The sequence below is a fragment of the Bradyrhizobium monzae genome (assembly GCF_021458635.1).
Classification (GTDB): Bacteria; Pseudomonadota; Alphaproteobacteria; order Rhizobiales; family Xanthobacteraceae; genus Bradyrhizobium.
On record NZ_JAIRDQ010000012.1, the window covers coordinates 158,410 to 181,549 of the forward strand.

Genomic DNA, 23,140 nt, shown 5'->3' on the forward strand with positions numbered 1-23,140 from the left:
TTATGCCAAAACTGCACCACGTTTTTGGGATTCTTGCGGTCGCGATCGCCGCCTCGTTCTGGACAACGACAGCGTCCGCCCTGGACACTGTGAACGTCCGGTTTAGCTGGAAGCTAAAGGGCGAGTATGGCTTCCTCTATCTGGGTAAAGAGAGAGGCCTCTACCAAAAGAAGGGAATCGATATCGTTCTCGGAGAAGGCGCGGGTGCACAAGCAGCTCTCGGAGGTCTTGTACGCGGCAATGAAGATGTCGTGGTCGTTCCCGCCATATTTGCCATCTCGGCAATCGGAAAAGGAATGCCGGTCAAACTCGCGGCGATTTATCAGGAGCGAGCGCCCTTCGCCCTCATTTCGTGGCCCGACAAGGCCGTGACAACACCGGCGCAGATGGAAGGCAAGTCGCTTGCGATCTCCGTCGGAGACCCTGCCACGACCTATCTAGACGTCTTCTGCGCGATCAACAAAATCAACTGCGACAAGATCAGTAAGGTTCAAGTCGACCCGCAGGTGAAATTTCCCCAATTCATGCAAAGGCGCGTCGATCTCATCAGCGTTTATACCAATGTTGATCTGCCCCTTATCGAAGAGCGAAGTGGCACAAAATTTCCTGTGTTGGACATGCCGAAGTTCGGCCTCGGCGTACCTGGGCTTGCCGTCGTGGTGAGCGACAAGGGAATCGCCGAAAAATCTGAACCGCTCAGGCGCTTCCTCGCCGCGACCGAGGAGGCAATCGAGTTGACCAAGTCAGAGCCGGCGGCAGCGACGGCCGCGCTGAAAAGCGCTTGGAGCGCGGCTCCCTCGGACGAGCTGATAAAAGCGCAGATCGTTGCAACTTCAGCCACGCTGAATTTCGAGAAGGGTCGGCCAGCCGGCTGGATCAGCGACAAAACGATATCGGACGCGTTGAAATTGATGTCCGCAACCGAGAGTACCGACCCGAACAAGCCGGTTACAGACTTCTACACCAACGATCTACTCAAGAAGTAGCTCACGCCAGGTCGGTGGCGACGATCGATATACAGCTACTCAAACTTCTGTTGCGGTCCCGCCGTCTCTTCGAGCCGACCGGCATGGCGTGACTGTCGTGGGCGAGGCGAAGCGCTGTGGGTCGTCGTGGATTTCGTCCTTGGATGTGTCCACCCAGGTCCGCCTTCACCTACGCAGGTGCATGGTCGGGTGCCGGAGAAGAGCGAATGTTTTGCTCGCTCAGGCCGTGCGAGCGTCAGTGTCCTCAAGGCAGCCGCGAATGATCGTGCGGCATGCGACGTCAACAGCGAACTCCTGAACGTATGGGCTCTCAGCTCTGCCAGCGCGGGAAGAATGGTTACATGTTCGGATCTCTTCGCATCTCCACCAAGCTCTTGATCGTCGTCTTGTTGTCAATTCTCGGGATGGTCGGCACCGCCGGCATCGGCCTATCGACCCTGAAGAATACCTTGCTCGCGGATAGAAAGGCGAAGGTGAAGGAGCTGGTCCTGCTCGCTCGCTCCGCGATCGAAGCCGACTACCAAGCCGGGCGCAAAACCGGCCTGTCAGAACTGGAGGCGCGTGAACGATCGAGAGCGCTGCTTCGCATGCTGCGTTACGACAACGACAACGCCTTCTACGCCGCGACCAAAGAAGGCATCCTCGAAGTGCATCCCAAGCAGGCCGTCGAGGGCAAAGATATGACGCAAACGAAAGACGCAAATGGCGTCTACTTCTTTCGTGATGCGGTCGCGGCCGCTGCCCGCGGCGGCGGTTTCGTGACTTTCAGCTTCCCGCGCCCCGGCGGCAGCGAGCCGGTGCAGACCCTCACTTATGCCACTCAAGTTCCAATATACGGATGGGTTCTGACCAGCGCCCTTTATATCGACGATATCGATCAGATCTTCTGGACAGAAGCGCGCCGCCTGGGAGGGATCGTCTTCTTCATCCTCTTGCTCGTGGCCGGAGTATCTCTCCTGATTAGCCGTAACGTGGCCAACCCCATCGCGGCGATGACGACGGCGATGCTCGAGCTCTCGAGCGGGGGGACCGAGGTGACAATTCCCGCTCAGGACAGAAAAGACGAAATTGGCGCAATGGCCAGATCCGTCCAGGTTTTCAAGGAGAGCATGACCGAGACCATTCGTTTGCGTCACGCTCAGGATGAGTTGAGGCAGCAGAGCGAAGCTGAGAAGAGGCTGTTCATCACCAAGACGGCCGATGAATTCGAAAGCGAGATCAGGAGATCGCTGGATACGCTCGCCAAGGCCGCGCGCGAAATGCATATCACGTCGCAGCGCATGTCGACGTCATCGGAGGAGGCGACCGAACAGGCGACGACTGTCGTGGCAGCCGCAGAGCAAACCTCCGCCAATGTGCAGACAGTCGCTGCCGCAACGGAGCAGCTTTCCGCATCCGTTCATGAGATCGGTCGCCAGGTGGATCAATCGACCACGATTGCTTCAAAGGCCATGGATGAAGCCAAACGCACGAACGAGGTTGTGCATGGGTTGTCGTCCGCGGCCCAGAAGATCGGGGATGTCGTGAAATTGATCACCAATATTGCCGGTCAGACTGATCTTCTGGCTCTCAACGCAACTATTGAGGCCGCTCGTGCTGGAGACGCTGGTAGCGGCTTCGCGGTGGTGGCCAACGAGGTAAAGTCGCTCGCAGGCCAAACAGCCAAGGCGACTGAGGCAATCTCCGCGCAGATAGAAGCCATGCAAGTCGCGACCACGGAGGCCGTCGAGGCCATCGAGGGTATCGGTAGCACGATCGTCTCGATCAACGAGATCACGGTGGCTATCGCCGCGGCCATTCAGCAGCAGGGCCTTGCGACTGGCCAGATCGCGCGCAACATACAGGAAGCGGCACGCGGCACCAACCAAGTCTCGGATAACATCGTTCGCGTCAATCGAATGGCAGGCGAAACCGGCGCAGCGGCGCAACTCGTGTCCCGTTCGGCCGAGGACCTCAGTAAGCAGTCTGCAGGCCTGCTTGTCGACGTTGAACGCCTCGTTGCCAACATTCGAGGCGCATAGGCTCGCTGAAGGCAGCGAGCGGAGTATCTCCGCGGTGCTTCGGGTGTACTATCGATCGGGCCGATAGTTGGGCTCCAGGAAACCGATTTCCGCGCTGTTCTGGAATTGAATAACATCCAGCCCATAGGCGGTGATTGCGGCGATGGCGGGCAAGTCGCTCATGGCATGCGTCGGATTTGAACGATGGTCGATCCAGGACATACGATGGAAACAAGGATTCGCAGGGTCCACTACGTTGCTTGCGATATAGTGAGCATCGAGCTCGAATCCGCAACGTCAAATGAACTCCCGCCTGCTTCTGCCGGATCGCATGTTGATGTCCATGTCTCCGACAAGATCGTTCGGCAGTATTCTGTTTGCAATGACCCCTCCCAGTCAGGCTATTACAGACTTGCAATACTCAACGACCCGGGCTCGAGAGGGGGATCCAGGGCGATCCACGAGACCTTTCGCGAGGGAATGATCGTTAAGATAGGACGGCCGCGCAACAATTTCGGGCTTGTTGAGGATGGCGGGCGCGCGATCCTCCTCGCAGGGGGAATCGGAATCACTCCGCTGCTCTCGATGGCCTATCGGCTTCAGGCGATCGGCAACGATTTCGACTTCCACCTGTGCGTTCGGACCCGGGATCGTGCACCTTTCGTCGATGAAATCTCGGCCTCGCCGTTCGCTTGGCGATTTCGGCTCCACGTTGACGACGGGCCGGCGGAGCAGCGATTTCAGCCGGAACTGGATCTCAACGGAGTGTGCTCCAGCACGCGCATCTACATATGTGGACCGAGAGGCTTCATAGACTTTGCCGTCTCCGCTGCGAGAAGGGCTGGCTGCCTCGAGGAGAGGATTCACACCGAAAGCTTCTCCGCTGGCGACGTGAAGGGCGGGGCGTCGTTCACGGTTGTGGCTTCACGAAGCGGCCAACGACTTGTTGTGCCCGGCGACAAATCGATCGCATCGGTCCTCGAGCAGAATGGAATTAGCGTCGAACTTTCCTGCGAACAAGGAATCTGTGGAACGTGCCTTACGAGAGTCCTCGCGGGACGACCTGAGCACAGGGATTCCTTTCAGACCAACGCCGAGAAGCAAATGAACGACAGGATCGCAATTTGTTGTTCTCGGTCTTTGTCCGAGGAACTGATTCTCGACGTCTAGCCGAGTCCGGATCGCGCGTTCGAGTCGATCCGCCTGCGCCGTCGTACCCTTGGACGACCGGCCGATCTGGCAGACGCGCATGGCGCGTGGGCACTGATAGGGAGGTGTCAGATCGACTGTAACAGACGCCCGCATGGCCCGCCCTTGCCAGAGTCAGCTGGTTCTCGCGCTGCGCGCTGCAAAAAAAAGCCGCCGATCTGATGCGGCGGCCAAGTCAGGGAGGGGCAGACGCCCGGTCTGCCAGCGGAAACGATCGACCTTGCTTGCTGAGTAGCTTGAGAAACTCGTCGCCCGTTGTCTGGCGATCAGGTGTCAAACGCTATGCCTTACGACTGCTCGGCTTTGAGCTGAGCCTCCACGATCCGCCGTGCCCTGACCGCCGGGCCGTCGGTCTGTAGAAGAACGGGCTTGAGCGACATCAAGTCCTGGGTGTTCACCATGCGCTGCTGAGCCTCGATGACCGGCTTGTCTTCGTCGTCGAAGAGAGCCACGCCGGCCTTTAGCAATTCTTGGCTGAGGTCATCTTCATCCTGGCGGAAATCGCGCGACATAGCCCAGAAGTAATGTGTCGACGTTTCTGTTTCCGGAGTGAGCAGATGAGACGTTGGAATTGAAAGGCCTTCTTCTACCGGCCTGTTGACGCCCGTCATGCCGACGTCAAGCAGAAGGAGCGAGGGAGCGTTCCAACGCATGAAGTTGCGATGGTCGCCACGCTGGTCCCCTGGAAACCCCAGCATCTGAAAATACTTGTTCGGCAGTTGATTAGGACGCGAGAATTTCGCCCAGACCTCATTGGGTTGCGGTTCCTTTTCGGCCTCGAATTTGGGCGGCCCCTCCGCATTCTTGAACATCGGATGAAGGTACTGCCCATGGCTCAAATCGAGCAGGTTGTCAGAAACCAGCTGATAATTTGCCTGGACGTGGAGGTAGCTACTGACCGTGCGAAACTTCGGGTTTGTCAGAACACTGAAGTCCGCGATCAAGGACTCGTCGGCCTTGCTTGCGTCTCCAAGCCAAACCCACGCGACGTCATGTTTCTCCACGACCTTGTAGCTCTTGACTTTGGCTGCCCTCGGGATCGCGCCATCGCCATGTGGATTGAGGGTACATGCGCCGCTCGGATCGAAGCACAGTCCGTGGTAGGCGCACTCGACGATGTCGCCTTTGAGCTTCCCGAGGTGAAGCGGGACAAAGCGATGCGGGCACCGATCAGTAAGCGCGGCGACATCTCCGGCTTCCTTGCGGTAGAAGACAATGCTCTCGTTGGCGATGGTTCGTGACAGCAAGCTGCGTGTGATTTCACGCGACCATGCCGCGGCGTACCAGGTGTTCTGGATGAATGACATTGGCTCCTCTTTGCTCCGTTCTGTCGGACGGCTGTCGGAGGAAACTCTCACCATTAGAGCGGTTTTAAAAATCAGCATTTTCAATGCAAACTATCGGGATCTCCGATAGTTCGCCGATTGAGCGGCCCTTCACGATGCCAAGGAGGGGAGACCGAGATGCGCCAATGGGCTCTACATCCTCGCTAACGCTGAGGCGCGTGGATCCCCGGCATCTTAGCGGCTGTCGTCGACTTCATAGACGTGTCGCTCGAACCGTTCCACCAGCGTGTGCATCACCCGGCGTGCTTGAACAAACGCCTCTGAGCCGGCTCGAGCTGCCATATCGGCCTCGTATGCTGCGCAAGAGGGAAATCTGCACTCCCATCTGACGTCGGGTCCATTTCCCTCGCGCCGGACAAGGATCTCGCCGGGCTCCAGGCCGAGTTCGCGCCGGATGCCGCTTGCCTGGCGGCGCTGTTGGAGCACCGCCGGCGCCTGATCCTGCCTGGCGAAGTAGTTTGTTGCTTCGACGATCGTCAATTTTTCCTCCTCTGACCCGCGGACCGTCGGCGCCTACGCCATGCGCAATGCGGTCGCTGCGACACTTGACCGTTACGGTTTATGATCATAAAGTGTGATCACGATAAATGATCTTGGTTTCGACCATAGCAAACTGAGCGCGAAACCAAAACGAAATAAGGCAGGCCCATTTGCCCACGATCAAATCCGTCGAAACATTGATTGTCCAACTGCCGACGCGGCGAGAGCACAAATGGGCAGGTCTGACCGAGGTGATCGGTCGATACGTCATCGTCAAGATGACCGACAGCGACGGTCGCGTTGGTTGGGGCGAGGCGCCGGCGCTCAAGGACTGGGGTGGTGAATTCGGCCGGTATTTCGGCGAATCCGCTCTGATCACGCGAGTCGTGATCGACACCTATCTGGCTCCCGCGATAGTCGGTGTCGAGCTCGGGAACATCGCCGAACTGCACGCGCGAATGGACGCAGTCATCAGGGGCTACCCCTATTCCAAGGCTGCCGTCGAGTTCGCCGCCTACGACCTTGCCGGTCGTTGGCTCGATATCCCCGTCAGTACCCTGCTCGGCGGCAGGGCGCGCGATCGTGTGCCCGTTACGCATTCCATCGGCTTGATCTCGATCGAAGAGGCGCGCGTCGAGGTTGCAAAGCTCGTGCAGGAGGGGGTGCGAACCATCAAGGTGAAGATCGGGGTCGAACCGGATCGAGACGTTGCAATGGTCGATGCCGTTCGCGAGGTCGCCGGCAATGCCGTCGAAATCTGCGTGGACGCCAACGAAGGCTACAAGACGCCTGGCGAGGCCGTTCAAGTTGTTCGTCGGATGGAGAAGAATCGACTGAAATATGTCGAGCAACCCGTCATGGGCATCGAGCGCATTGCCGAGGTAGGTCGCCGCATCGACGCACCCGTCATGGCCGACGAGTCGGCGTGGAATGCGCACGATTCGATCCAGATCGTTCGGTCCGGCGGCATCCAAATCGTGTCCATCTATACGACAAAGGCCGGTGGTCTCTACAAAGCCATGGAGGTCGGGGCGGTGTGCCGGGCAGCCGGCATCATCTGTAACGTCAACGGTTCGATCGAGACCGGGATCGGGAATCTCGCCAACGTTCAACTCGCCGCAGCCTCACCCTCCGTGACCGTGTCTTGCGTCATTCCGATTTCGACGCCGGCAGAGTTCCAGCACGGTCAGGTTGCCGGCATCTACTACAAGGACGATCTGCTCGCCGAACCGATGAAGGTCGCAGATGGCGCAATCGTCGTTCCATCCGGACCGGGAATGGGTATCGAGGTCGATCAGAAGAAAATCGAAAAGTACCGCGTGCGGGATTAAGCGCGCAGCAAGAAGTTGAAAAAAGGGAGCAGTCATGCGGGCGGAAATTGTCGCGAAACAAGTCAAATCAATGTCTCAGCATGGGTTGGATGCCATCATTTGCTCTTCGCCTGAGAATTTCTCGTACACTGCGGGGTTCGTGGTCCCCTCGCAACCGCTCATCCGGCACCGCCATGCAATGACCATCGTCACTGCCGACGGCCGCTCGGCATTGTTCGGCGTCGATATGGAGGCGTCGACGATCAAGCGTCGCCAGCCGGACGTGCCGACGCGCATTTGGGCGGAATTCTCGGACGATCCCATGCTTGTGCTCGCCGACCAGCTCGCGGGGCTCGGACTTGCTCAGGCTCGCATTGGACTCGAAATGGATTACCTGCCGGCAGGTGATTTTGCTCGTTTGCTCGCGGCCATGCCGGCCGCGAAGTTCGAGCGTGCCGAACCGATTCTGGCGCGGCTCCGTCAAATCAAGACCTCGGAGGAGATTGCGCTTTTGCGCAAGCTTTCTCGTATTGCCGACCAGGCCATTACCGACACTCTCGCCGTCGTCGACGAGGGCAATTCCGAAATGGACATCGCCGGCCACCTGACCCGCAATGTCTATGCTCTTGGCGCCGATCACTTCAAGCTGATGATCGTGGCGACCGGCGAGCGTAGCGTCTTGCCAAACGTCGGCCCGTCGGAGCGCATCTTGAAGCGTGGGGACGTCTGCCGGGTGGAGATCTTCTCCGTCATCGAGGGGTATCAGGCTGGCGTCTGCCGTACGGCGATCGTCGGCGAGGCGCCGCCCATGGCCGAGAAGATCTGGGCGCATCTGGTCGAATGCAAATACGAAATCATGGAGAAAGTGAAGCCGGGCGCGAGCTGTCGCAACGTCTACGATGCGTTCATTGCGAAGCTCGCCAAGCTCGATCTGCCGCCGATCTCGTTCGTGGGCCACGGCATTGGGCTGCACCTGCACGAAGATCCCTACCTCGGAATGACGCCGGTGCTGGGCAAGCCGGGCACCGACGCGCCGCTCGAGGAGAACATGGTCCTCGGTTTCGAGCCGCTTTGTTACGACACCGGCCATGGCTTCGGCATGCAGAACAAGGATATGCTGCTGGTGACGGCCAATGGATCGGAACTGCTTTCCGACTACGCTGACACCGACCGGTTGATTCCCGTGGGTACGGCCAAGAGAGGCGAGACCGTGCGCAGGGCCGCCGTCGCTTGACGGAGGCTCCGAGGGGGACGAGCTGTTTAGCTTGGTTGAAGGCCGCTCCAAATTGCCCGACGTAACGGCGCGGTGGGCCGGCGGCGCGGTCGTGATGGTAGAGCATTGGGTGAAGAAGCATGCGCACGCTGATCAAGGACTTGAATTTCGCCTTCACGGTCGACAAGAACGACACGGTCGTGCGCAACGCCAGCCTCGTGATCGAAAACGACCGCATCTCGGATATCGGTCCGGCCGATGATGTGGCCGCACGGCAGAAGAACGTCAGTTTCGACAGGGTGATCGATGGCAAGATGCTCGGCGTCTGCCCGGGCTTCGTTGACAGCCACGTCCACCTTTCGGAGACGCTGTCACGCGCGGTCTTTCCGGATAATCTCAATACTCGCGCCTGGGTGTTCCACTGGGCTAAGCCATTTTACGCTCACATCACCGAGGAAGACGAATATTGGGGTGCGCTGCTGGGCATCACCGAGATGCTGCGTTGTGGCACCACGTGTTTTCTCGACATGGGATCGCAATACGATCCCGGCATCGTCGTTCGCGCGATGGAAAAGGTCGGTATTCGCGGCATCACCGGGCGGCACGCGGCCGACAATCCCCCGCCCGAGCTCCCCCGCGGCTGGACCCAGGAAATGGTGGATCATCATTTCTTCCCGAACGCCGAGGCCGCACTCAAGGTGCTCGAGGATTGTGTGGTCCGCTACAATGGCGCCCTCGACGGCCGTGCCCGTTGCTGGGTCAATATCGAAGGCAAGGAACCGTGTAGCCTCGAGCTCCACGTTGGAGCGGTGAAACTGGCTGAGAGGTTGGGCGTCGGCACGACCTATCATCTCGCCACCTCGATCGAGGAGGCGAGGGTTTGCGAGAAAAAATATGGCTGTTGGCCGATCACCCGCATCGATCGGGCCGGAGGCATAGGAAGGAACCTGGTCATCGCTCACGGCGCGGCCGTTTCCGACGAAGAGGTCCGTCTGCTCGCCGCGCGTGGCGCCAGCGTCGCCTTCTGCCCATGCTCGTCATTCAAGCTGGGGAAGGGTGCAACCGCGATCGGCAAATATCCAGAGATGGTGAAGGCCGGCGTTAAAGTCGGCCTCGGCACCGATGGCGTGTCGGCCGCCGGCAACATGAACCTCATGCGGCAAATGCTGCTCGTCGCCGGCATGTTCAAGGACGCCCGCTTGCAACCGGACATATTCACCGCACGACAAGCACTGCGCGCTGCGACTATCGAAGGTGCGAAGGCGTTGATGTGGGACGACGAGATCGGTTCGCTGGAAATCGGCAAGAAGGCCGATTTCGTCCTTTTCGACCTGGACCACGTCGAATGGACGCCGTTCTACGATCCACTGCAGGCTTTGGTATTCTCTGCATCGACCGCTTCGATCGTGCAGACTTGGGTTGATGGGAAGGCGTCATATGTCGACGGCAAGGTGCAGGGCGTTGACGAGGCGCAGATTCGGCGCAAAGCCCGGCAACTCGCCGCGGCGGCGGTAGAGCGCGCTGGTCTGCATGACGAAGCGGTCGAGACGACCACGACTCTTTACGACGTTGGCAATTGACAGGCCGACTCCCATTGCGGAGGCACAAGAGAAGAACCTATCGCGTTCAATAGGCTGCATGGGAGAGATCGGTCGCCGTCGTGAACGGTGTTGGCCGGCGCCGAAGGAGCAACCCCCAGGAAACTCTCAGGCAAAAGTGACCGTGCAGCTGAACGATCTGGAGAGTGGCACTTCGAGTGCCCACCGAAGGGGACCGCCGCGTCGGCCGAGCCGTCGCGGTTAATCTCTCAGGTACAGCGACAGATTGGGGATAAGCCGCGGGCTTCGGTCCGCTTCCCAACTTTGATCGCGGAGAGCGAAATGCCACATGTTGTCGTCATCGGCGCCGGTATCACCGGCGTGACCACCGCCTACGCCCTTCTCAATCGCGGCTATTCCGTTACGGTGATCGAGCGTCAGCGCTACGCGGGCATGGAAACATCGTTCGCCAATGGCGGCCAACTTTCCGCGAGCAACGCGGAGGTCTGGAACAGCTGGTCCACGATCATCAAGGGAATGAAGTGGATGTTGAGGCGCGATGCGCCGCTCCTCATGAATCCAGCGCCGACCTGGCACAAATATTCCTGGCTTGGCGAATTTATCTTCAACATCAGGAACTATCGCGACAACACGGTTGAGACGACACGGCTCGCCATCGCCGCACGCAAGCATCTCTTCGCCATTGCCGAGCGCGAGGGCATCGACTTCGACCACGAGCGTCGCGGCATCCTTCACTTCTATCGGGATAAGCAGAGTTTCCAACACGCGCTGAAGGTCAATGCCATTCTCGTGGAGGGGGGCTTGGACCGTCGTCCAGTGACGGCCGCAGAGGTGAAGTCGATCGAGCCGACGCTGCACGGCGACTTCTTCGGAGGCTTCTATACCCCATCGGATTCAACCGGAGACATCCACAAGTTCGTTTGCGGTCTCGCCAAGGCATGCGAGAGACGTGGCGTGCGCTTCGTTTTTGACGCCACCGTGAGGGAGATCGCTCGGGACGAAATTCTCCGCATCCAGTATTCGCGTGACGAGCCTTCGGGCGGCGCTCGTGTCGATGAGATCGATGCCGACAGTGTTGTCATATGCGCCGGTTCCGCAAGCCGCGACCTCGCGGCGATGCTCGGCGACCGTCTCAATGTCTACCCTGTAAAGGGCTATTCGATCACCGTGCACCTTGACGACGAGCAGAGCCAGAAAGCTGCGCCTTGGGTCAGCCTGCTCGATGATGGCGCCAAGATCGTTACCAGTCGATTGGGCGCTACGCGCTTTCGCGTCGCCGGAACGGCAGAGTTCAACGGCATGAACCGCGACATACGCCAAGACCGCATCAAGCCGCTGGTTGACTGGACGCGAGCCCTGTTCCCCTCTGTCGACACCAACCGCGTCGTGCCTTGGGCCGGGTTGCGTCCGATGATGCCGAACATGATGCCGCGTGTCGGTAGGGGCAGGATGCCGGGCATCTTCTACAACACCGGTCACGGCCACCTGGGCTGGACCCTTTCGGCCGCAACAGCGGAGACGGTTGCCGAATGCCTTGCCGGCGAATTTGGGCCCAGCATCACGGAATGGCTCCGACTGGCAACGTAGCCCGTCTAACCGTCGAGTGGTTGCATGCGGCGTCCGCAATTCTCTCGCTTGACAATCGCAATTGTGATCATAAGCTGTGATCAAAATTGACCCTCGGGTGGCGCGGATTGCGCTTTGATCTGCGGAGAACAGAATGAAGGTTGCGGTACTTGGGGGAGGAGCGGGGGGCGCGGCCTCGGTCGCAGAATTGGTTCTCGCAGGCCACTCCGTTCATTTCTGGGCGCGTTCGGCCGAAACGCTTGAACCGCACATCAAGCTCGGCGGCGTTGCATTCGACGGCAAGCTCGGCGAAGGAGTTGCAAAGCCTACCCTGATTTCGACAGATCTCAAGTCGGCCATCTCCGGAGTCGACGTGGCGGTCGTGGTCCTGCCGACTTTCTCGCACTCGGCCATAGCCAACGCACTCGCCGCGGCCGGTTGGCCGTCGAACAAACCGGTCGTGCTTAACCCCGGCCACACCGGAGGGGCGCTGGAATTCGCCGAGGCCTATTCCCGCACCGAGCGGGCAGTGCCGCCGGTGGTTGAGTTCTCGACCCTTACGTACGTCGCGCGCAAATATCGTCCTGACGGCGTCACCATTAGCGGTCGGGCGAAGCAACTGAAGGCTGCCGCTCTCAAAGGAGGAGCGGAGGCGCTGGAGGTAGCTGCGAAATTGTATCCGGGCGTCACGCCCGTTCGTGACGTTATCGCCTCCGACCTCTCCAACGTGAACATGGTTCTGCACCCCCCCGGGGCGGTGCTGGGCGCCGCCTGGGTCGAGGCGACCGGCGGCAACTTCACTTTCTATGTCGATGCCATGACGCCCGGGGTCGCCCGGGTCATGCGGCAACTGGACGGCGAGCGCTTGGCGGTCGCCCGGGCATTCGGGCATGAACTGCCGAATTTGATTGAAGAGATGAAGCTGCTCGGCACGGTGGAGGCTGACGTGACTGATGTCACCGACTACCGCGCCGCAATCGCGGGCGGCGAGGCCAATCGCCGTATCAAGGGACCGGACTCGCTCGAATATCGCTACTACAAGGAGGATTTCGGTCACGGCCTGCTGCCCTTCCTGGAGTTTGCGCGGATCGCCGACGTCAACGTGCCCGTCGCGACGTCGCTCTATCGCCTGGCGCAGGCCGCAGTCGGAACTGACTATAGGATCGGTGGCCGGACCGCAGAAGCAATGGGCATCACCGGCATGTCCAGGGATCAGCTCATTGAGAAGGTAAGAGCCCCATGAGTTGGCAGAATACAGTCATCGCAATCGTAGCCGGCGACGCACGCGAACAGGAGATCGCTCGCTGTGCTGTCCGGGCTGGAGCTGCCGTTCGGGCCTACGGCTTTCCATGGCCTGATGGGGGTATCGAAGGCGTCTATCATGCTGCGGACGCAACTGATGCATTGAAGGGTGCCGACATAGCGCTGTTTCCGATTCCGGGCATCAGCACGGAGGGCGCACTCTTCGCGCCGAAGGGTCCGCAAAAGATCATTCCGACGCGCGAGATGTTGGCCGGCATGAGGCGCCCCGGCAACATCATACTCGGTTGGGCGGACGACAATCTAAAGACCCATTGCAACGCGCTCGGCATCGCACTGCACGAGTACGAATGGGACGTCGATCTCATGCTGCTGCGCGGGCCGGCGATCGTCGAGGGCGTATTGAAGGTGATCATCGAGAACACGCAGATCACCATCCACAAGTCCAACGTTTGCTTGGTTGGCCAAGGCACCATCGGCTCGCTTCTGACGAAGACGTTGGTCGGCCTCGGGGCTCATGTCCACGTCGCGGCGCGCAACCCGGTTCAGCGTGCAGCTGCCTATGCGACCGGTGCAGAGGCGCTGACACTCGAACAATTGTCTTCTGTCCTGCATCGTATGGACATCGTTATCGGCAGCGTTCCAAAACGATTGCTCGAGCGCGATCAACTGGCTCTGCTGCCCAAACACGCGCTGCTGGTCGATGTCGCGGCGCCTCCTGGAACGATCGACCGGGACGCCGCCGTCGAACTAGGGCTGAAGGTTGTCTGGGCGCGCGGCATGGGCGCGCGTGCACCGATCACCGTCGGCCGCAGCCAGTGGACGGGCATCAGCCGGCGCATAGAGGCAATACTGGAGCAAGGACAATGAAGGCGGATCTGGTCATAAAGAACGCGCGAGTGGTTCGCCACGACGGAGAATTCCACGGCGGCGTCGCGGTGAAGGACGGCAAGATCGTCCTTACCGGGGCTGACGAAGTCCTTCCCGACGCCAAGCGCACCATCGACGCCGAGGGGCGGGTGTTGATGCCGGGCTTGATCGACCCGCACTGCCATCTGGGCGTGAAGTTTCCCTTCGCGGAGGATATGCGCACCGAAACGGCGGCTGCGGCCTCCGGCGGCGTGACGACAGCTCTTCTCTATATCCGCAATCTCAAGGAGTCCTATCTGCCGTTCTACGCGGAGCGCAAAGCGATCGGCGAGGAAAACTCGGTGATCGACTTCGGCTTTCATTTTGGTATCCAGCGTGAGGAACATATCGCCGAGATTCCAGATGTCATCGCGAAGACGGGCGTCAAATCCTTCAAATGCTATTTCGGTTACGAACCTGACAATCCGATCGGCATCGTGCCGGCCACGGACGGCTGGGTCTATGCCGCGATGCGCATCTTGTCGAAGGTTCCCGGCGGGGTAATCAACGTTCACTGCGAGAACACCCAGATCGCGTCCTGGATCAAAAAGGAGATCGCGGCAACCGGCCGTCAGGATCTCGGCGCATACACGGAATCCCGCCCGGCCTTCTGCGAGGTGGAGACCATCCGGCGCATGCTCTTCCTTGCCGAGAAGACCGGCTGTTCGCTTCATCTGGTCCACACCTCCGTCGGTATGGGTCCCGTGCTCGCCGCCGAGGCACAGGCCCGTGGCGTGCGCGTGACGGTAGAGACCTGTCCTCACTACCTCACCCGCACGTGCTACGACGAAGATCTCGACATGCGTGCGAAGATATCGCCGCCGTTGCGCGACCGGAACGAACTCGAAGGTCTTTGGCACGGCGTCATGAACGGCTCGGTCTACAGCCTTGGGACGGACCACGTGCCGTTCCTGCCCAAGAAGCTGGAAGATCTTTGGACCGAATTCCCAGGTGTGGTGAGCTTCCCCTGGGAGCTGTCGCTGATGCTTCATTTCGGCGTCCATCAGCGCGGCTTGCCGTTGACCCGGCTTGTCGAGCTCAACTCTTTCAACCCTGCGCGACGCTTCGGGCTCTGGCCGCGCAAGGGCCATATCGATGTCGGCTTCGACGCCGACCTCGTGCTGGTCGACCTCGATGAGCAGCGCACGGTCAAGCACACCGGCAAGGGCACGTGCATCTATGAAGGATGGACGCTCAAGGGGTGGCCGGTGATGACGGTTGCCCGCGGTGACATCGTCTATGAAAACGGTTCCGTGGCCGACAACCACTATGGTCGCGGCCGATGCGTGACCCTGCCGTCATGAGTGGCGCGGACTTTCATCGACTGGAGCTGGCGGGCCGAGAGTCGCTCTTGCCCGCTCAAATGTCGGCGAGCGAGGCGGTCGCCCGTATTGTGGCGCGGAAGGCCACGGTCCGCCAGGAACGACTGTCTGGAATCCACAATCCATGGGGACATGCGATCGGGTTGACCGATCCCTGGGCTTTTCTGGGCCTTTGCGAGAGCGAGGGTGTCGTCAATGCAGCGCGCAACGTCCTGGGGCCTGACATCATCCTGTGGGACAGCGAGCTGTTCATGGAAGCGCGCGGTTATGCCGACTTCCTGCGCCAAGGGCGGGAAGGTCGCTATTGGCCGGTTACGCCATTCGCTGGAGCGATCGTCTTGATACCCGTTGGCCAGGCTGATCCGAAACCGAGGGCGATCGGTGTGAATGAGATCGGAACGAATGTGCTCGAGATGCTCGATCCGTCGGAACCGATTTATGTCATCCGGCTAATGCCGGGCACTAGTCATTTCGATCGAGACCCGCGGCATTCCGCCCATCGCGCATGCATGGAGGAGCAGGTTCTGATCAACTATGCCAACCGTCCACTGTGGCTGCTCAGCGGCGTCGATCGGGCAAGCAACGATCTGGTTACGGGCTTCGCCGTCGCCGCGCCAACTTGGGCGTCCGGCGCTCTGCCCATCCAAAGAGGAGGAGATATCTGATGCCGTTTGTCGTCGTCGAGATGTGGGAGGGCCGCACAGTCGAGCAGAAGCGCCGACTCGTAAAGGCTATCACCAATGCAATGGTTGAGGAGGCCGCCTGCAAGCCTGATCATTTGCATGTGGTGATCCATGAAACGCCAAAAGACAGCTGGGGCCGCGCCGGGGTGCTCGGCATCGACATGGCGGAGGACAAGAAATGAGCCTGGAAGCCCTCGATTATCGCAAGTCGGCCCTGCTGGCCATCGATCTCCAGAATGCCTTCATCCACGAGAAGGGAACGCTGGGCATTTCCGGAGTGGATACAAAGCGCCTGTCCTCGATCGTGTCGCCGCTGGCAAGGCTGATCAAGCGGTGCCAGGACGTCGACATTCCCGTCATCTGGACCATGCAGGAGCATTTCGCCGTCGACAGGAATCGTGCCAAAAAGAAGTTGCTCGGCCATACCGCCCGCCGCAAGCAGGTATCCGCACTCGCCGGCAGCTGGGACGAGGAAATCATCGACGAGCTCAAGCCGCTGGCCGAGTTCAATCCTTCCTTCGTGATCCGCAAGCACCGTTTCGGTGCGTTCTACGAGACCCGGCTCGAAATGATGTTGAAGATGCTGGGGACGCAGCACCTGTTCATCACCGGGGCAACCACCAACGCCTGCGTCGAGACGAGCATCCGCGAAGCCTATCTCCGGGATCTCGATGTGATTGCCGTCGAGGATTGCGTATCGGGCGTCAATGCGGATTGGGAAGCCACGGCCAAGCAGGTGTGGAAGCAGTACTTCTGCGAGATAGCGCCGTCGTCGGAAGTTCTCGACTGGATCGCCGAGCAAGTGAAGCCGAGGGTTACCAACTACGGTCACCAGTTGATCATGGTCAATGACATCGACAGGTCGGTCGACTTCTATACCCGTCAACTGGGATTCACGATCAGGCCGGCCAAGCCGCTGGCTGACGGACGGCCTTTCATTGCCTTCCACCAAGGCATAGCTCTCATCAACGGCAAGGCTACAGACCATCGCCAGCTCGACCACATCGCCTTTGAGGTCAACGATGTGCGCGCGCTCGATGCCAAGTTGAAAAAAGCCGGCGTGCACTACTACAATGAGCTGCATGATGGGCCTTATGGCTTGACGATCTACATCGCCGATCCGGACGGAACCAAGGTCGAGCTCTATCAGGTCGGGGCAAACGCTTAATCCCAGGGCGGGTGCTCCAGACAACGTTGTTTGCGCCAATCGGCAGGCCGAGCCAACCTTGGCGTGCCGATTTGCGGCATCACTGCTCCACGCTGCGGTTGCCGCCCGGTCTCAAATCTACTACTGATCACGGTATGAGATCACAGGATGCAAGCCATCCAAGTCTTCAAGGATTGGTCTCAATGTCCTCAGGCATATCGGATGGCGCGTAGCGACGTCCTAAGAGAAAGAGAGTCGGGAGATGCGGACCGAGAAAGCGGAAGTTGCCGCAAACGGCAACGAAGAAGGCAAGCGGCAGCGGGGGCACATCTACGAACGTGTGCTGAGCTATATGCGCAGAGGGCTTATGGTCGGGGCCTTTGTTCCCGGCCAGGTCATGAGTTTGCGCAAGTTAGCGGCAGGGCTAGGAACCAGCCCCATGCCGGTTCGTGAAGTGCTGAGCCAGCTCGTAGCGGCGAATGCCTTGGAAGAAACCAAGGGGGGCTCGGTACGCGTGCCGAGGCTGAGCGCTGAGAAGCTGAGCGATATCTTTTCGGTGCGCGAACTGCTTGAGGGTACGGCAGCCGAGCTTGCCGCCAAGAAAGCTTCACCTGCGCTCCTTAGCGGACTGACGTCCATCAACAAGCAATTGCTTCAGGCGATCGCCAAGCGTGACATCCTGAACTGCCTTTCGTTCAACCAAAAATTTCATTTCACGCTCTACCAGGCGAGCGAATCCGAGACGCTCATGCTCTTGATCGAGTCGCTTTGGTTGCAGTTCGGGCCGACCATGTACATGTCGTTACTGATCCCCTCGAAGCCTTGGAGTGCGTCTCATCACGAGGACATTCTGGCGGGTCTGAAGGAGGGCAACGCAACCGCGGTCAAACGCGGGACGATCCAGGACATCCGGACGACTTGCCGGGCCTTGCTCAGCATCGCCGGCTCGCAGGGAGCCGAGCTGCCCTTCGCACAAGGAATGGAACTGCAATTCGAGGACTGACGAACAGAGATCCGGAGTACCGCGCCATGGCAGCAAAGATCGAACAAAAACTGGCCCAACTGGGAATCAACCTGCCCGCAACCGCGTCTCCAAGCGCCAACTACGTTCCTGCGCGCAGACTGGGTAGCCAGATCTACATCTCCGGGCAGGTCCCTAGCGAGGGCGGCAAGGACAAGTACACCGGTAAGCTCGGTTCGGACTTCTCCGTAGAGGAAGGTCAAAAAGCTGCGCGTCTCTGCGCCATCAACATCCTTGCCCAGCTCAAGCAGGCGCTGGACGGCAATCTCGACAGGGTGGTTGGGGTCATTCGGCTGGGCGGCTTTGTCAATGCTGAGCCGGACTTCAAAGATCATCCCAAAGTCATCAATGGGGCGTCTGACCTGATGGTGGAGGTGTTTGGCGAGGCGGGGCGCCACGCCCGCGCGGCGGTCGGCTGCAGTTCATTGCCCCGCAACGTTCCTGTCGAGGTCGACGCAATATTCGAGGTCAACTGAACCATGCAGCCTGTCGCTCCCTCCCCCGATGCGCGGATTCCAGTTCATGTGCTGACGGGGTTTCTCGGGAGCGGCAAGACAACGTTTCTTCGTCACCTGCTCGGGGAGCCGGGACTCGCCGAGACTGCGGTGATCATCAATGAATTCGGCGAAATAGGACTGGACCACCTGCTGGTGCGGGAAGTCGCGGAAGATGTGGTCCTGCTGTCGTCCGGATGTTTGTGCTGCGCTGTGCGCGACGATCTCGTGTCAACCTTGGCCGAGCTTATGGCGATGGTCCGCAGCGGCGCAGTGGCGCCTTTCCGCCAGGTCGTGGTCGAGACCACCGGCCTCGCCGATCCGGCGCCCATCATACAGGCGGTGATGAGCGCCTCCGAATTGCTGCATGGCTATCGACCCGGCAGCATCATTACGACTGTGGACGGCGTCAGTGGCCTCAACAGCATTCGAAACTTCGCAGAAGCGGCGCAGCAGGTGGCGTTAGCGGATTGCGTTGTCATCACAAAGTCGGATCTTGTCGAGCGCGGCCAATTGGACACGCTTGAGCTCGATGTCGCCAAGGTCAATCCTTCGGTGCGCGCGCTGACCTCGAGCAAACAGGCGATGCCCTCGGCGGCCGACGTCCTGGCCCATGGCGACGACTGGGAGCCACACTATCTGAGAGTATCTGACAGGCCTGCGCAGGGAGTCCACAGCCACGGCATAAAAACCTTCACGGTCGAGGTGACGCGTGAAGTCGAATGGCCGGCCTTTGTCGATTGGCTGGAATTGTTGCTGGCTGCACGCGGTGAATCCATTCTCCGTGTAAAGGGGTTGTTGCCGGTCAGAGGCGACGAGCGACCGGTTGTCATCCACGGTGTGCAACACGTCGTCTATCCGCCAGAATTTCTGCCACGCTGGCCGGAAGGTTCGCCACGCGGCTGGCTGGTGTTCATCGCGCGCAACTTGACGCGCACCGCGATCGAAAATTCCCTGCCAAGTATCTTTGCCGCCAGGCACTGACGGTCGAAAGCGCAACCGCGCCGATACGATATCGATCGCAATTCTTCTCCATCACCTGCGAAGCCGAGCCGCTCATCGAAGGCACGGGCAATTCGTCGCCATGCTTTCCTGCTCATGTTTGCGGCGCAGAAATCACTCGAATGCATGAAAAATGGCCGGAGGCAGCCGATATTACACGCTTGACAATACCAAACTGTGATCACATCATGAGATCAAATATAGTTGGTTTGGGAAGTGACGCCATCTCACCGCAGGGACGCGCCGCATGAGTCGTGTTGTCCGGTGGCGAAACCCAGCCCAAGATTGACGGGGATGAACGGGATGTCTCGGGTGAATCTCGCAGCAGCAGTGTCGGCCCTGAGGGCGCGCCGGCGAGCCGGGTTCTTTCGACGAGATCGCCGGGCGGTCGTCAAATCTGCGCGACCTCTCGTTGATTGGTTCGTTGAGGAAGTCCGACTGTGCCTCGAGAGCGCGCTTGTCGGCGATGTGTTCGTTGATGTGACAAGACCATCGAAGGCGTCGGTGGACGGTTCTGCCAAAAACAACTGTAATCTTCTAACGCGGTGAGGCTACGGTGGCGAGTACGCATATTGTCAGTGCCGGCAAGGCACAGCGGAAGCAGGGCAAAAGCATGAGCGGCAAGAAACGCGCTCGCGGCAGCTGGCTAGAACGCTATTCGGCGCTCCTCGTAGCCGCGGCGCTGATCGGTGCTTGGCAAATTCTCGTGCCGCTGTCGGGTCTTTCAGAGTTTGTCCTCCCGACGCCGTCGGCCGTCGCCACCCGAATGATCAATGACGCGCCGCTGCTCGCCGCCCACCTCTATGTGACGCTGTTCGAAGTGATCGTCGGCTTTGGCGTGGGCGTGCTGGTCGGTGTCCCTCTGGCGTTATCGATCTTCTACTCCAAGCCCTTCGAGCGCGCCATCTATCCGATCCTCGTGGGTCTACAGACGGTACCCAAGGTGTCGCTGGCGCCGATCTTGGTACTGTATCTCGGCTACGGTTGGGCACCGAAGATCGTGCTTGCCTTCTTGATCTCGTTTTTCCCGATCGTGATATCGACCGTCGTCGGCCTGCAGTCCCTCGACAAGAATCTCGTCAACCTGGTCCGCTCAATGGGTGCAAACGAGTGGCAGACCTTCTTCAAGCTGCGTCTGCCAGCAGCGCTGCCCAACATCTTCGGTGGCTTCAAGGTGGCCATATCTCTCGCCGTCATCGGTGCGGTCATCGGTGAGTACGTGGCAGCCGAGCGGGGGCTTGGCTATCTGCAGCTTCAGGCAAATTCACTGTTCGATACCACGCTCAACTTCGCGACCGTAGTGACGATCTCGCTGCTCGGCGTGATCCTTTACTACATCATCGATGTGGTCGAGGCGCGCGTTTCCTACAAGCGCGACGACGCCAAATGAAATGCCTTTAGGTGTCAATTGATTACAACGATGCACAGTTACAGCGAGGCAGTGCGATGAATGCCATCCAAACATCAGGTGCGGCAGTCGAAATTTCGCAGCTTTCGAAGGTCTACAAGACCCGCGAAGATGATGATGTCGTCGCCATCGAGCGGATAGATCTTCAATTCGAGCCAGGCACCTTCGTTGCTGTGGTGGGGCCGAGCGGGTGCGGCAAGAGTACCTTGCTTTCGATGCTTGCGGGCCTTGTCTCCGCCTCCAGTGGCAAGATCGCCATTGACGGGGACGCGATCAACCGTCCGCATCCCAAGATCGGCGTCGTGTTTCAGTCCGATCTCCTTCTCTACTGGCGCACCGTGCTCGATAACATCTTGCTGCCGATCGAGATCAAGAAGCTCGATCTTTCAAAGTTCCGAATGCGTGCCGAGGAGCTACTTGAGCAAGTTGGCCTCAAGGGTTTCGGCAACAAGTTTCCATCGGAGCTCTCGGGCGGCATGCGCCAACGAGTGGCGATATGCCGCGCGCTGATCCAGGAGCCGGGCCTGCTGTTGATGGACGAGCCCTTTGGTGCGCTTGACGCACTGACCCGCGAGCAGATGATCATGGACATGCAGTCTATGTGGCTGAGGGTGCAGAACACGGTTCTGTTTATCACGCACGGTATTGACGAAGCTGTATTCCTCGCCGATCGCGTGCTGGTGATGTCTCCCCGCCCCGGTCGGATTGATCTTGACCTGAAGATCGATATGCCCCGTCCACGACAGTGGAGCAAGGTCCACGAAGACAAGGTCTATCATGGTTACGTGCGCCAGATCCGCGAGATCTTCGAGGCTAAGGGTGTACTCGTCGCCCACTGAGCAAGGGTAGGCGCGTCAATTTTCAAGAGAACCAGGCATGAGTGCCGCAGGATGATCTCCTGCGGGAGATGACTTGCGTCCCAAATCATGCGGCTGTGAGCCTATTCAGGGACTTCATGCGGAATTGGGTGCGGTCCGCAGTGATGTGGCCGCCGCCATTTCCGAGGCCTCGTCGCATTCCGACTATCGCGTTGAGTATGCCCGACGGGCAGCTCGTTTTTGAAGAGGGGGACTAAACATGCTTTCTGCCAAACTTGTGAGTCGAACAATACTTGCGGTCAGTCTGATCGCTTGCGCATCTACTGCAAGAGCTGCGGATGAACAGGCACCGGCCAAGGCGAAGCCAAAACTCGTTGCGGACGCTCCGTTCTTCCTGGTGAATGACAACCGGCTTACCTACTCCTACCAGTTTACGGCTACGGATCCCGGAGCTTTTAGCACCCGGCCGGATGGGACGATCAACGGTAAGACCGCAAAACAGGTCTATTCATTCACTCATTTCGACATATGGGCTTACGGCACAAACTTCTTCAACGTTGATATGTTGAAATCCGATCACAACGATCCTGCCTCACCTTGCTCGCCCGCCGGCGTGCTGCCCTTTGGGCCACAAGGGACTTGCGCCGGCGCGACAGAGTTCTACGGGATAGAGCGCAGCACGTTCGGCTGGAATGAGCTATTCAACACAAAGCAGTTCAGCATAGGGCCGCTGCGAAACATTTCGTTCGAGGTGGGCCTCGATCTCGGTACGGCAAATAGCTATTATGCACCCTCGACCAATAACGTCGTTGGCGGCCTGCAATTCGCTTTCGATCTTCCGTACAAGGGCTATTTCAACGTGGCGCCGCTGGTCGTCAAAGGGTTGGCGAGCCACAAATCCTTTCTTCAGTGCGGTCTCTTTAGCCCCGGCGTTCCGGGGGTAACCTGCCTTGCGGACGGAAACCGTGTGTTCCCGGCGACCTGGAAGATTGAAACAAATTACTACATGGATCTGGGATTCCTCCCCGAAAGCATCAGGTATTTCGCCATCAGCGGCCGTGTTTCTGTGACGGGAGCGAAGGGCGATATCAACACGCTCCCGGCGCTGTCCGGTGTTGGACGGTTCAGCAACGCCACCAAGATCGAATTGAACAGCGAGCCGATCCGCTTGACGTTTGACGCCAGCAAAGCCTTCATTGGTCCAAAATACAGTCACTTTGTCGACGTCTGGGTTGCCTACCGATATTGGCAGAATAAGTATGGTCTCGATAGCAATGCTACACCCGGCACTTGCACCGTCGCGGCAACGGGCGTCAGCACCAACAGCTGTACGGAAAAATCAGCCAGCGCGGGTGTCTCGGTGAAATTCTAGCACCTGGTCTCGTTCGCACAGCAAGATGGCGCGGC

Annotated in this window: 21 protein-coding genes and 1 riboswitch; of the genes, 19 read left to right on the forward strand and 2 right to left on the reverse strand. The window is 59.3% G+C overall.

Features of this window, described 5'->3' with window-relative positions:
* Positions 1-2 precede the first annotated feature (2 nt).
* The 3 genes from K3F49_RS32720 to K3F49_RS32730 all read left to right on the forward strand — a co-directional run bounded on the left by K3F49_RS32720 (position 3) and on the right by K3F49_RS32730 (position 4,156).
* Positions 3-986, forward strand: a complete 984-nt coding sequence (locus K3F49_RS32720; protein ID WP_234685004.1) for an ABC transporter substrate-binding protein — start codon at positions 3-5, stop codon at positions 984-986.
* Between the two features lie 341 nt (positions 987-1,327).
* Positions 1,328-3,007, forward strand: a complete 1,680-nt coding sequence (locus K3F49_RS32725) for a methyl-accepting chemotaxis protein (RefSeq protein ID WP_234685005.1) — start codon at positions 1,328-1,330, stop codon at positions 3,005-3,007.
* A gap of 204 nt (positions 3,008-3,211) precedes the next feature.
* A complete protein-coding gene (locus K3F49_RS32730; protein WP_234685006.1) occupies positions 3,212-4,156 on the forward strand; it encodes a PDR/VanB family oxidoreductase in 945 nt (314 codons plus the stop codon).
* Between the two features lie 326 nt (positions 4,157-4,482).
* Here the strand turns inward: K3F49_RS32730 and K3F49_RS32735 are convergent, their stop codons facing one another.
* Positions 4,483-5,502 (reverse strand): aromatic ring-hydroxylating dioxygenase subunit alpha, encoded by a 1,020-nt coding sequence (locus K3F49_RS32735; RefSeq protein ID WP_234685007.1) that lies wholly within the window; start codon positions 5,500-5,502, stop codon positions 4,483-4,485.
* Positions 5,503-5,715: 213 nt separating this feature from the next.
* Positions 5,716-6,021 carry a hypothetical protein gene (locus K3F49_RS32740; protein WP_234685008.1) on the reverse strand — a complete coding sequence of 102 codons (306 nt, stop codon included), beginning with the start codon at positions 6,019-6,021 and terminating at the stop codon, positions 5,716-5,718.
* A 197-nt stretch (positions 6,022-6,218) separates the two neighbouring features.
* Between K3F49_RS32740 and K3F49_RS32745 the strand changes: the two genes are divergently transcribed.
* The 16 genes from K3F49_RS32745 to K3F49_RS32820 all read left to right on the forward strand — a co-directional run bounded on the left by K3F49_RS32745 (position 6,219) and on the right by K3F49_RS32820 (position 23,105).
* Positions 6,219-7,352 carry a mandelate racemase/muconate lactonizing enzyme family protein gene (locus K3F49_RS32745; protein WP_234685079.1) on the forward strand — a complete coding sequence of 378 codons (1,134 nt, stop codon included), beginning with the start codon at positions 6,219-6,221 and terminating at the stop codon, positions 7,350-7,352.
* A gap of 34 nt (positions 7,353-7,386) precedes the next feature.
* Positions 7,387-8,565, forward strand: coding sequence for a M24 family metallopeptidase (locus K3F49_RS32750; protein ID WP_234685009.1), 1,179 nt, complete (start codon positions 7,387-7,389; stop codon positions 8,563-8,565).
* A gap of 119 nt (positions 8,566-8,684) precedes the next feature.
* Positions 8,685-10,124, forward strand: a complete 1,440-nt coding sequence (locus K3F49_RS32755) for an amidohydrolase family protein (RefSeq protein WP_234685010.1) — start codon at positions 8,685-8,687, stop codon at positions 10,122-10,124.
* A 49-nt stretch (positions 10,125-10,173) separates the two neighbouring features.
* A riboswitch (glycine riboswitch) is annotated at positions 10,174-10,277 on the forward strand.
* Positions 10,278-10,424: 147 nt separating this feature from the next.
* Positions 10,425-11,690: a D-amino acid dehydrogenase gene (locus K3F49_RS32760; RefSeq protein ID WP_234685011.1), complete on the forward strand. Its 1,266-nt coding sequence runs from the start codon at positions 10,425-10,427 to the stop codon at positions 11,688-11,690.
* 133 nt (positions 11,691-11,823) lie between these two features.
* Positions 11,824-12,912 (forward strand): NAD/NADP octopine/nopaline dehydrogenase family protein, encoded by a 1,089-nt coding sequence (locus K3F49_RS32765; RefSeq protein WP_234685012.1) that lies wholly within the window; start codon positions 11,824-11,826, stop codon positions 12,910-12,912.
* Entirely contained in the window at positions 12,909-13,799 is an 891-nt protein-coding gene (locus K3F49_RS32770; RefSeq protein ID WP_234685013.1) for a dipicolinate synthase subunit DpsA, read from the forward strand. The genes K3F49_RS32765 and K3F49_RS32770 overlap by 4 nt, the downstream gene beginning before the upstream one ends.
* Positions 13,796-15,142, forward strand: a complete 1,347-nt coding sequence (locus tag K3F49_RS32775; protein WP_234685014.1) for a dihydroorotase — start codon at positions 13,796-13,798, stop codon at positions 15,140-15,142. Before K3F49_RS32770 ends, K3F49_RS32775 begins: the two co-directional genes overlap by 4 nt.
* Positions 15,121-15,825, forward strand: a complete 705-nt coding sequence (locus K3F49_RS32780; protein ID WP_234685015.1) for a resolvase — start codon at positions 15,121-15,123, stop codon at positions 15,823-15,825. Before K3F49_RS32775 ends, K3F49_RS32780 begins: the two co-directional genes overlap by 22 nt.
* The gene (locus tag K3F49_RS32785) at positions 15,825-16,025 is read left to right on the forward strand and encodes a 2-hydroxymuconate tautomerase (protein WP_234685016.1); all 201 of its coding nucleotides are present in this window, start codon (positions 15,825-15,827) and stop codon (positions 16,023-16,025) included. Before K3F49_RS32780 ends, K3F49_RS32785 begins: the two co-directional genes overlap by 1 nt.
* The gene (locus K3F49_RS32790) at positions 16,022-17,011 is read left to right on the forward strand and encodes an isochorismatase family protein (RefSeq protein WP_234685017.1); all 990 of its coding nucleotides are present in this window, start codon (positions 16,022-16,024) and stop codon (positions 17,009-17,011) included. Before K3F49_RS32785 ends, K3F49_RS32790 begins: the two co-directional genes overlap by 4 nt.
* Before the next feature lie 241 nt (positions 17,012-17,252).
* Positions 17,253-17,993 carry a GntR family transcriptional regulator gene (locus tag K3F49_RS32795; protein WP_234685018.1) on the forward strand — a complete coding sequence of 247 codons (741 nt, stop codon included), beginning with the start codon at positions 17,253-17,255 and terminating at the stop codon, positions 17,991-17,993.
* A gap of 26 nt (positions 17,994-18,019) precedes the next feature.
* Positions 18,020-18,487: a RidA family protein gene (locus tag K3F49_RS32800; protein ID WP_234685019.1), complete on the forward strand. Its 468-nt coding sequence runs from the start codon at positions 18,020-18,022 to the stop codon at positions 18,485-18,487.
* A gap of 3 nt (positions 18,488-18,490) precedes the next feature.
* Positions 18,491-19,489, forward strand: coding sequence for a CobW family GTP-binding protein (locus K3F49_RS32805; protein ID WP_234685020.1), 999 nt, complete (start codon positions 18,491-18,493; stop codon positions 19,487-19,489).
* Positions 19,490-20,120: 631 nt separating this feature from the next.
* Entirely contained in the window at positions 20,121-20,897 is a 777-nt protein-coding gene (locus K3F49_RS32810; protein WP_049823396.1) for an ABC transporter permease, read from the forward strand.
* A gap of 56 nt (positions 20,898-20,953) precedes the next feature.
* Positions 20,954-21,754: an ABC transporter ATP-binding protein gene (locus tag K3F49_RS32815; RefSeq protein ID WP_234685021.1), complete on the forward strand. Its 801-nt coding sequence runs from the start codon at positions 20,954-20,956 to the stop codon at positions 21,752-21,754.
* A gap of 238 nt (positions 21,755-21,992) precedes the next feature.
* Positions 21,993-23,105, forward strand: a complete 1,113-nt coding sequence (locus K3F49_RS32820) for a hypothetical protein (RefSeq protein WP_234685022.1) — start codon at positions 21,993-21,995, stop codon at positions 23,103-23,105.
* Positions 23,106-23,140 lie beyond the last annotated feature (35 nt).

Bases quoted from the DNA above. Each gene is read 5' to 3' on its own strand.
- K3F49_RS32765 (WP_234685012.1), top strand. From the start codon at position 11,824: ATGAAGGTTGCGGTACTTGGGGGAGGAGCGGGGGGCGCGGCCTCGGTC.
- K3F49_RS32795 (WP_234685018.1), top strand. From the start codon at position 17,253: ATGCGGACCGAGAAAGCGGAAGTTGCCGCAAACGGCAACGAAGAAGGC.
- K3F49_RS32805 (WP_234685020.1), top strand. From the start codon at position 18,491: ATGCAGCCTGTCGCTCCCTCCCCCGATGCGCGGATTCCAGTTCATGTG.
- K3F49_RS32735 (WP_234685007.1), bottom strand. From the start codon at position 5,502: ATGTCATTCATCCAGAACACCTGGTACGCCGCGGCATGGTCGCGTGAA.
- K3F49_RS32725 (WP_234685005.1), top strand. From the start codon at position 1,328: ATGTTCGGATCTCTTCGCATCTCCACCAAGCTCTTGATCGTCGTCTTG.
- K3F49_RS32810 (WP_049823396.1), top strand. From the start codon at position 20,121: ATGAGCGGCAAGAAACGCGCTCGCGGCAGCTGGCTAGAACGCTATTCG.
- K3F49_RS32755 (WP_234685010.1), top strand. From the start codon at position 8,685: ATGCGCACGCTGATCAAGGACTTGAATTTCGCCTTCACGGTCGACAAG.
- K3F49_RS32730 (WP_234685006.1), top strand. From the start codon at position 3,212: ATGGAAACAAGGATTCGCAGGGTCCACTACGTTGCTTGCGATATAGTG.
- K3F49_RS32815 (WP_234685021.1), top strand. From the start codon at position 20,954: ATGAATGCCATCCAAACATCAGGTGCGGCAGTCGAAATTTCGCAGCTT.
- K3F49_RS32820 (WP_234685022.1), top strand. From the start codon at position 21,993: ATGCTTTCTGCCAAACTTGTGAGTCGAACAATACTTGCGGTCAGTCTG.
- K3F49_RS32780 (WP_234685015.1), top strand. From the start codon at position 15,121: ATGCGTGACCCTGCCGTCATGAGTGGCGCGGACTTTCATCGACTGGAG.
- K3F49_RS32785 (WP_234685016.1), top strand. From the start codon at position 15,825: ATGCCGTTTGTCGTCGTCGAGATGTGGGAGGGCCGCACAGTCGAGCAG.
- K3F49_RS32750 (WP_234685009.1), top strand. From the start codon at position 7,387: ATGCGGGCGGAAATTGTCGCGAAACAAGTCAAATCAATGTCTCAGCAT.
- K3F49_RS32800 (WP_234685019.1), top strand. From the start codon at position 18,020: ATGGCAGCAAAGATCGAACAAAAACTGGCCCAACTGGGAATCAACCTG.
- K3F49_RS32760 (WP_234685011.1), top strand. From the start codon at position 10,425: ATGCCACATGTTGTCGTCATCGGCGCCGGTATCACCGGCGTGACCACC.
- K3F49_RS32775 (WP_234685014.1), top strand. From the start codon at position 13,796: ATGAAGGCGGATCTGGTCATAAAGAACGCGCGAGTGGTTCGCCACGAC.
- K3F49_RS32720 (WP_234685004.1), top strand. From the start codon at position 3: ATGCCAAAACTGCACCACGTTTTTGGGATTCTTGCGGTCGCGATCGCC.
- K3F49_RS32770 (WP_234685013.1), top strand. From the start codon at position 12,909: ATGAGTTGGCAGAATACAGTCATCGCAATCGTAGCCGGCGACGCACGC.
- K3F49_RS32790 (WP_234685017.1), top strand. From the start codon at position 16,022: ATGAGCCTGGAAGCCCTCGATTATCGCAAGTCGGCCCTGCTGGCCATC.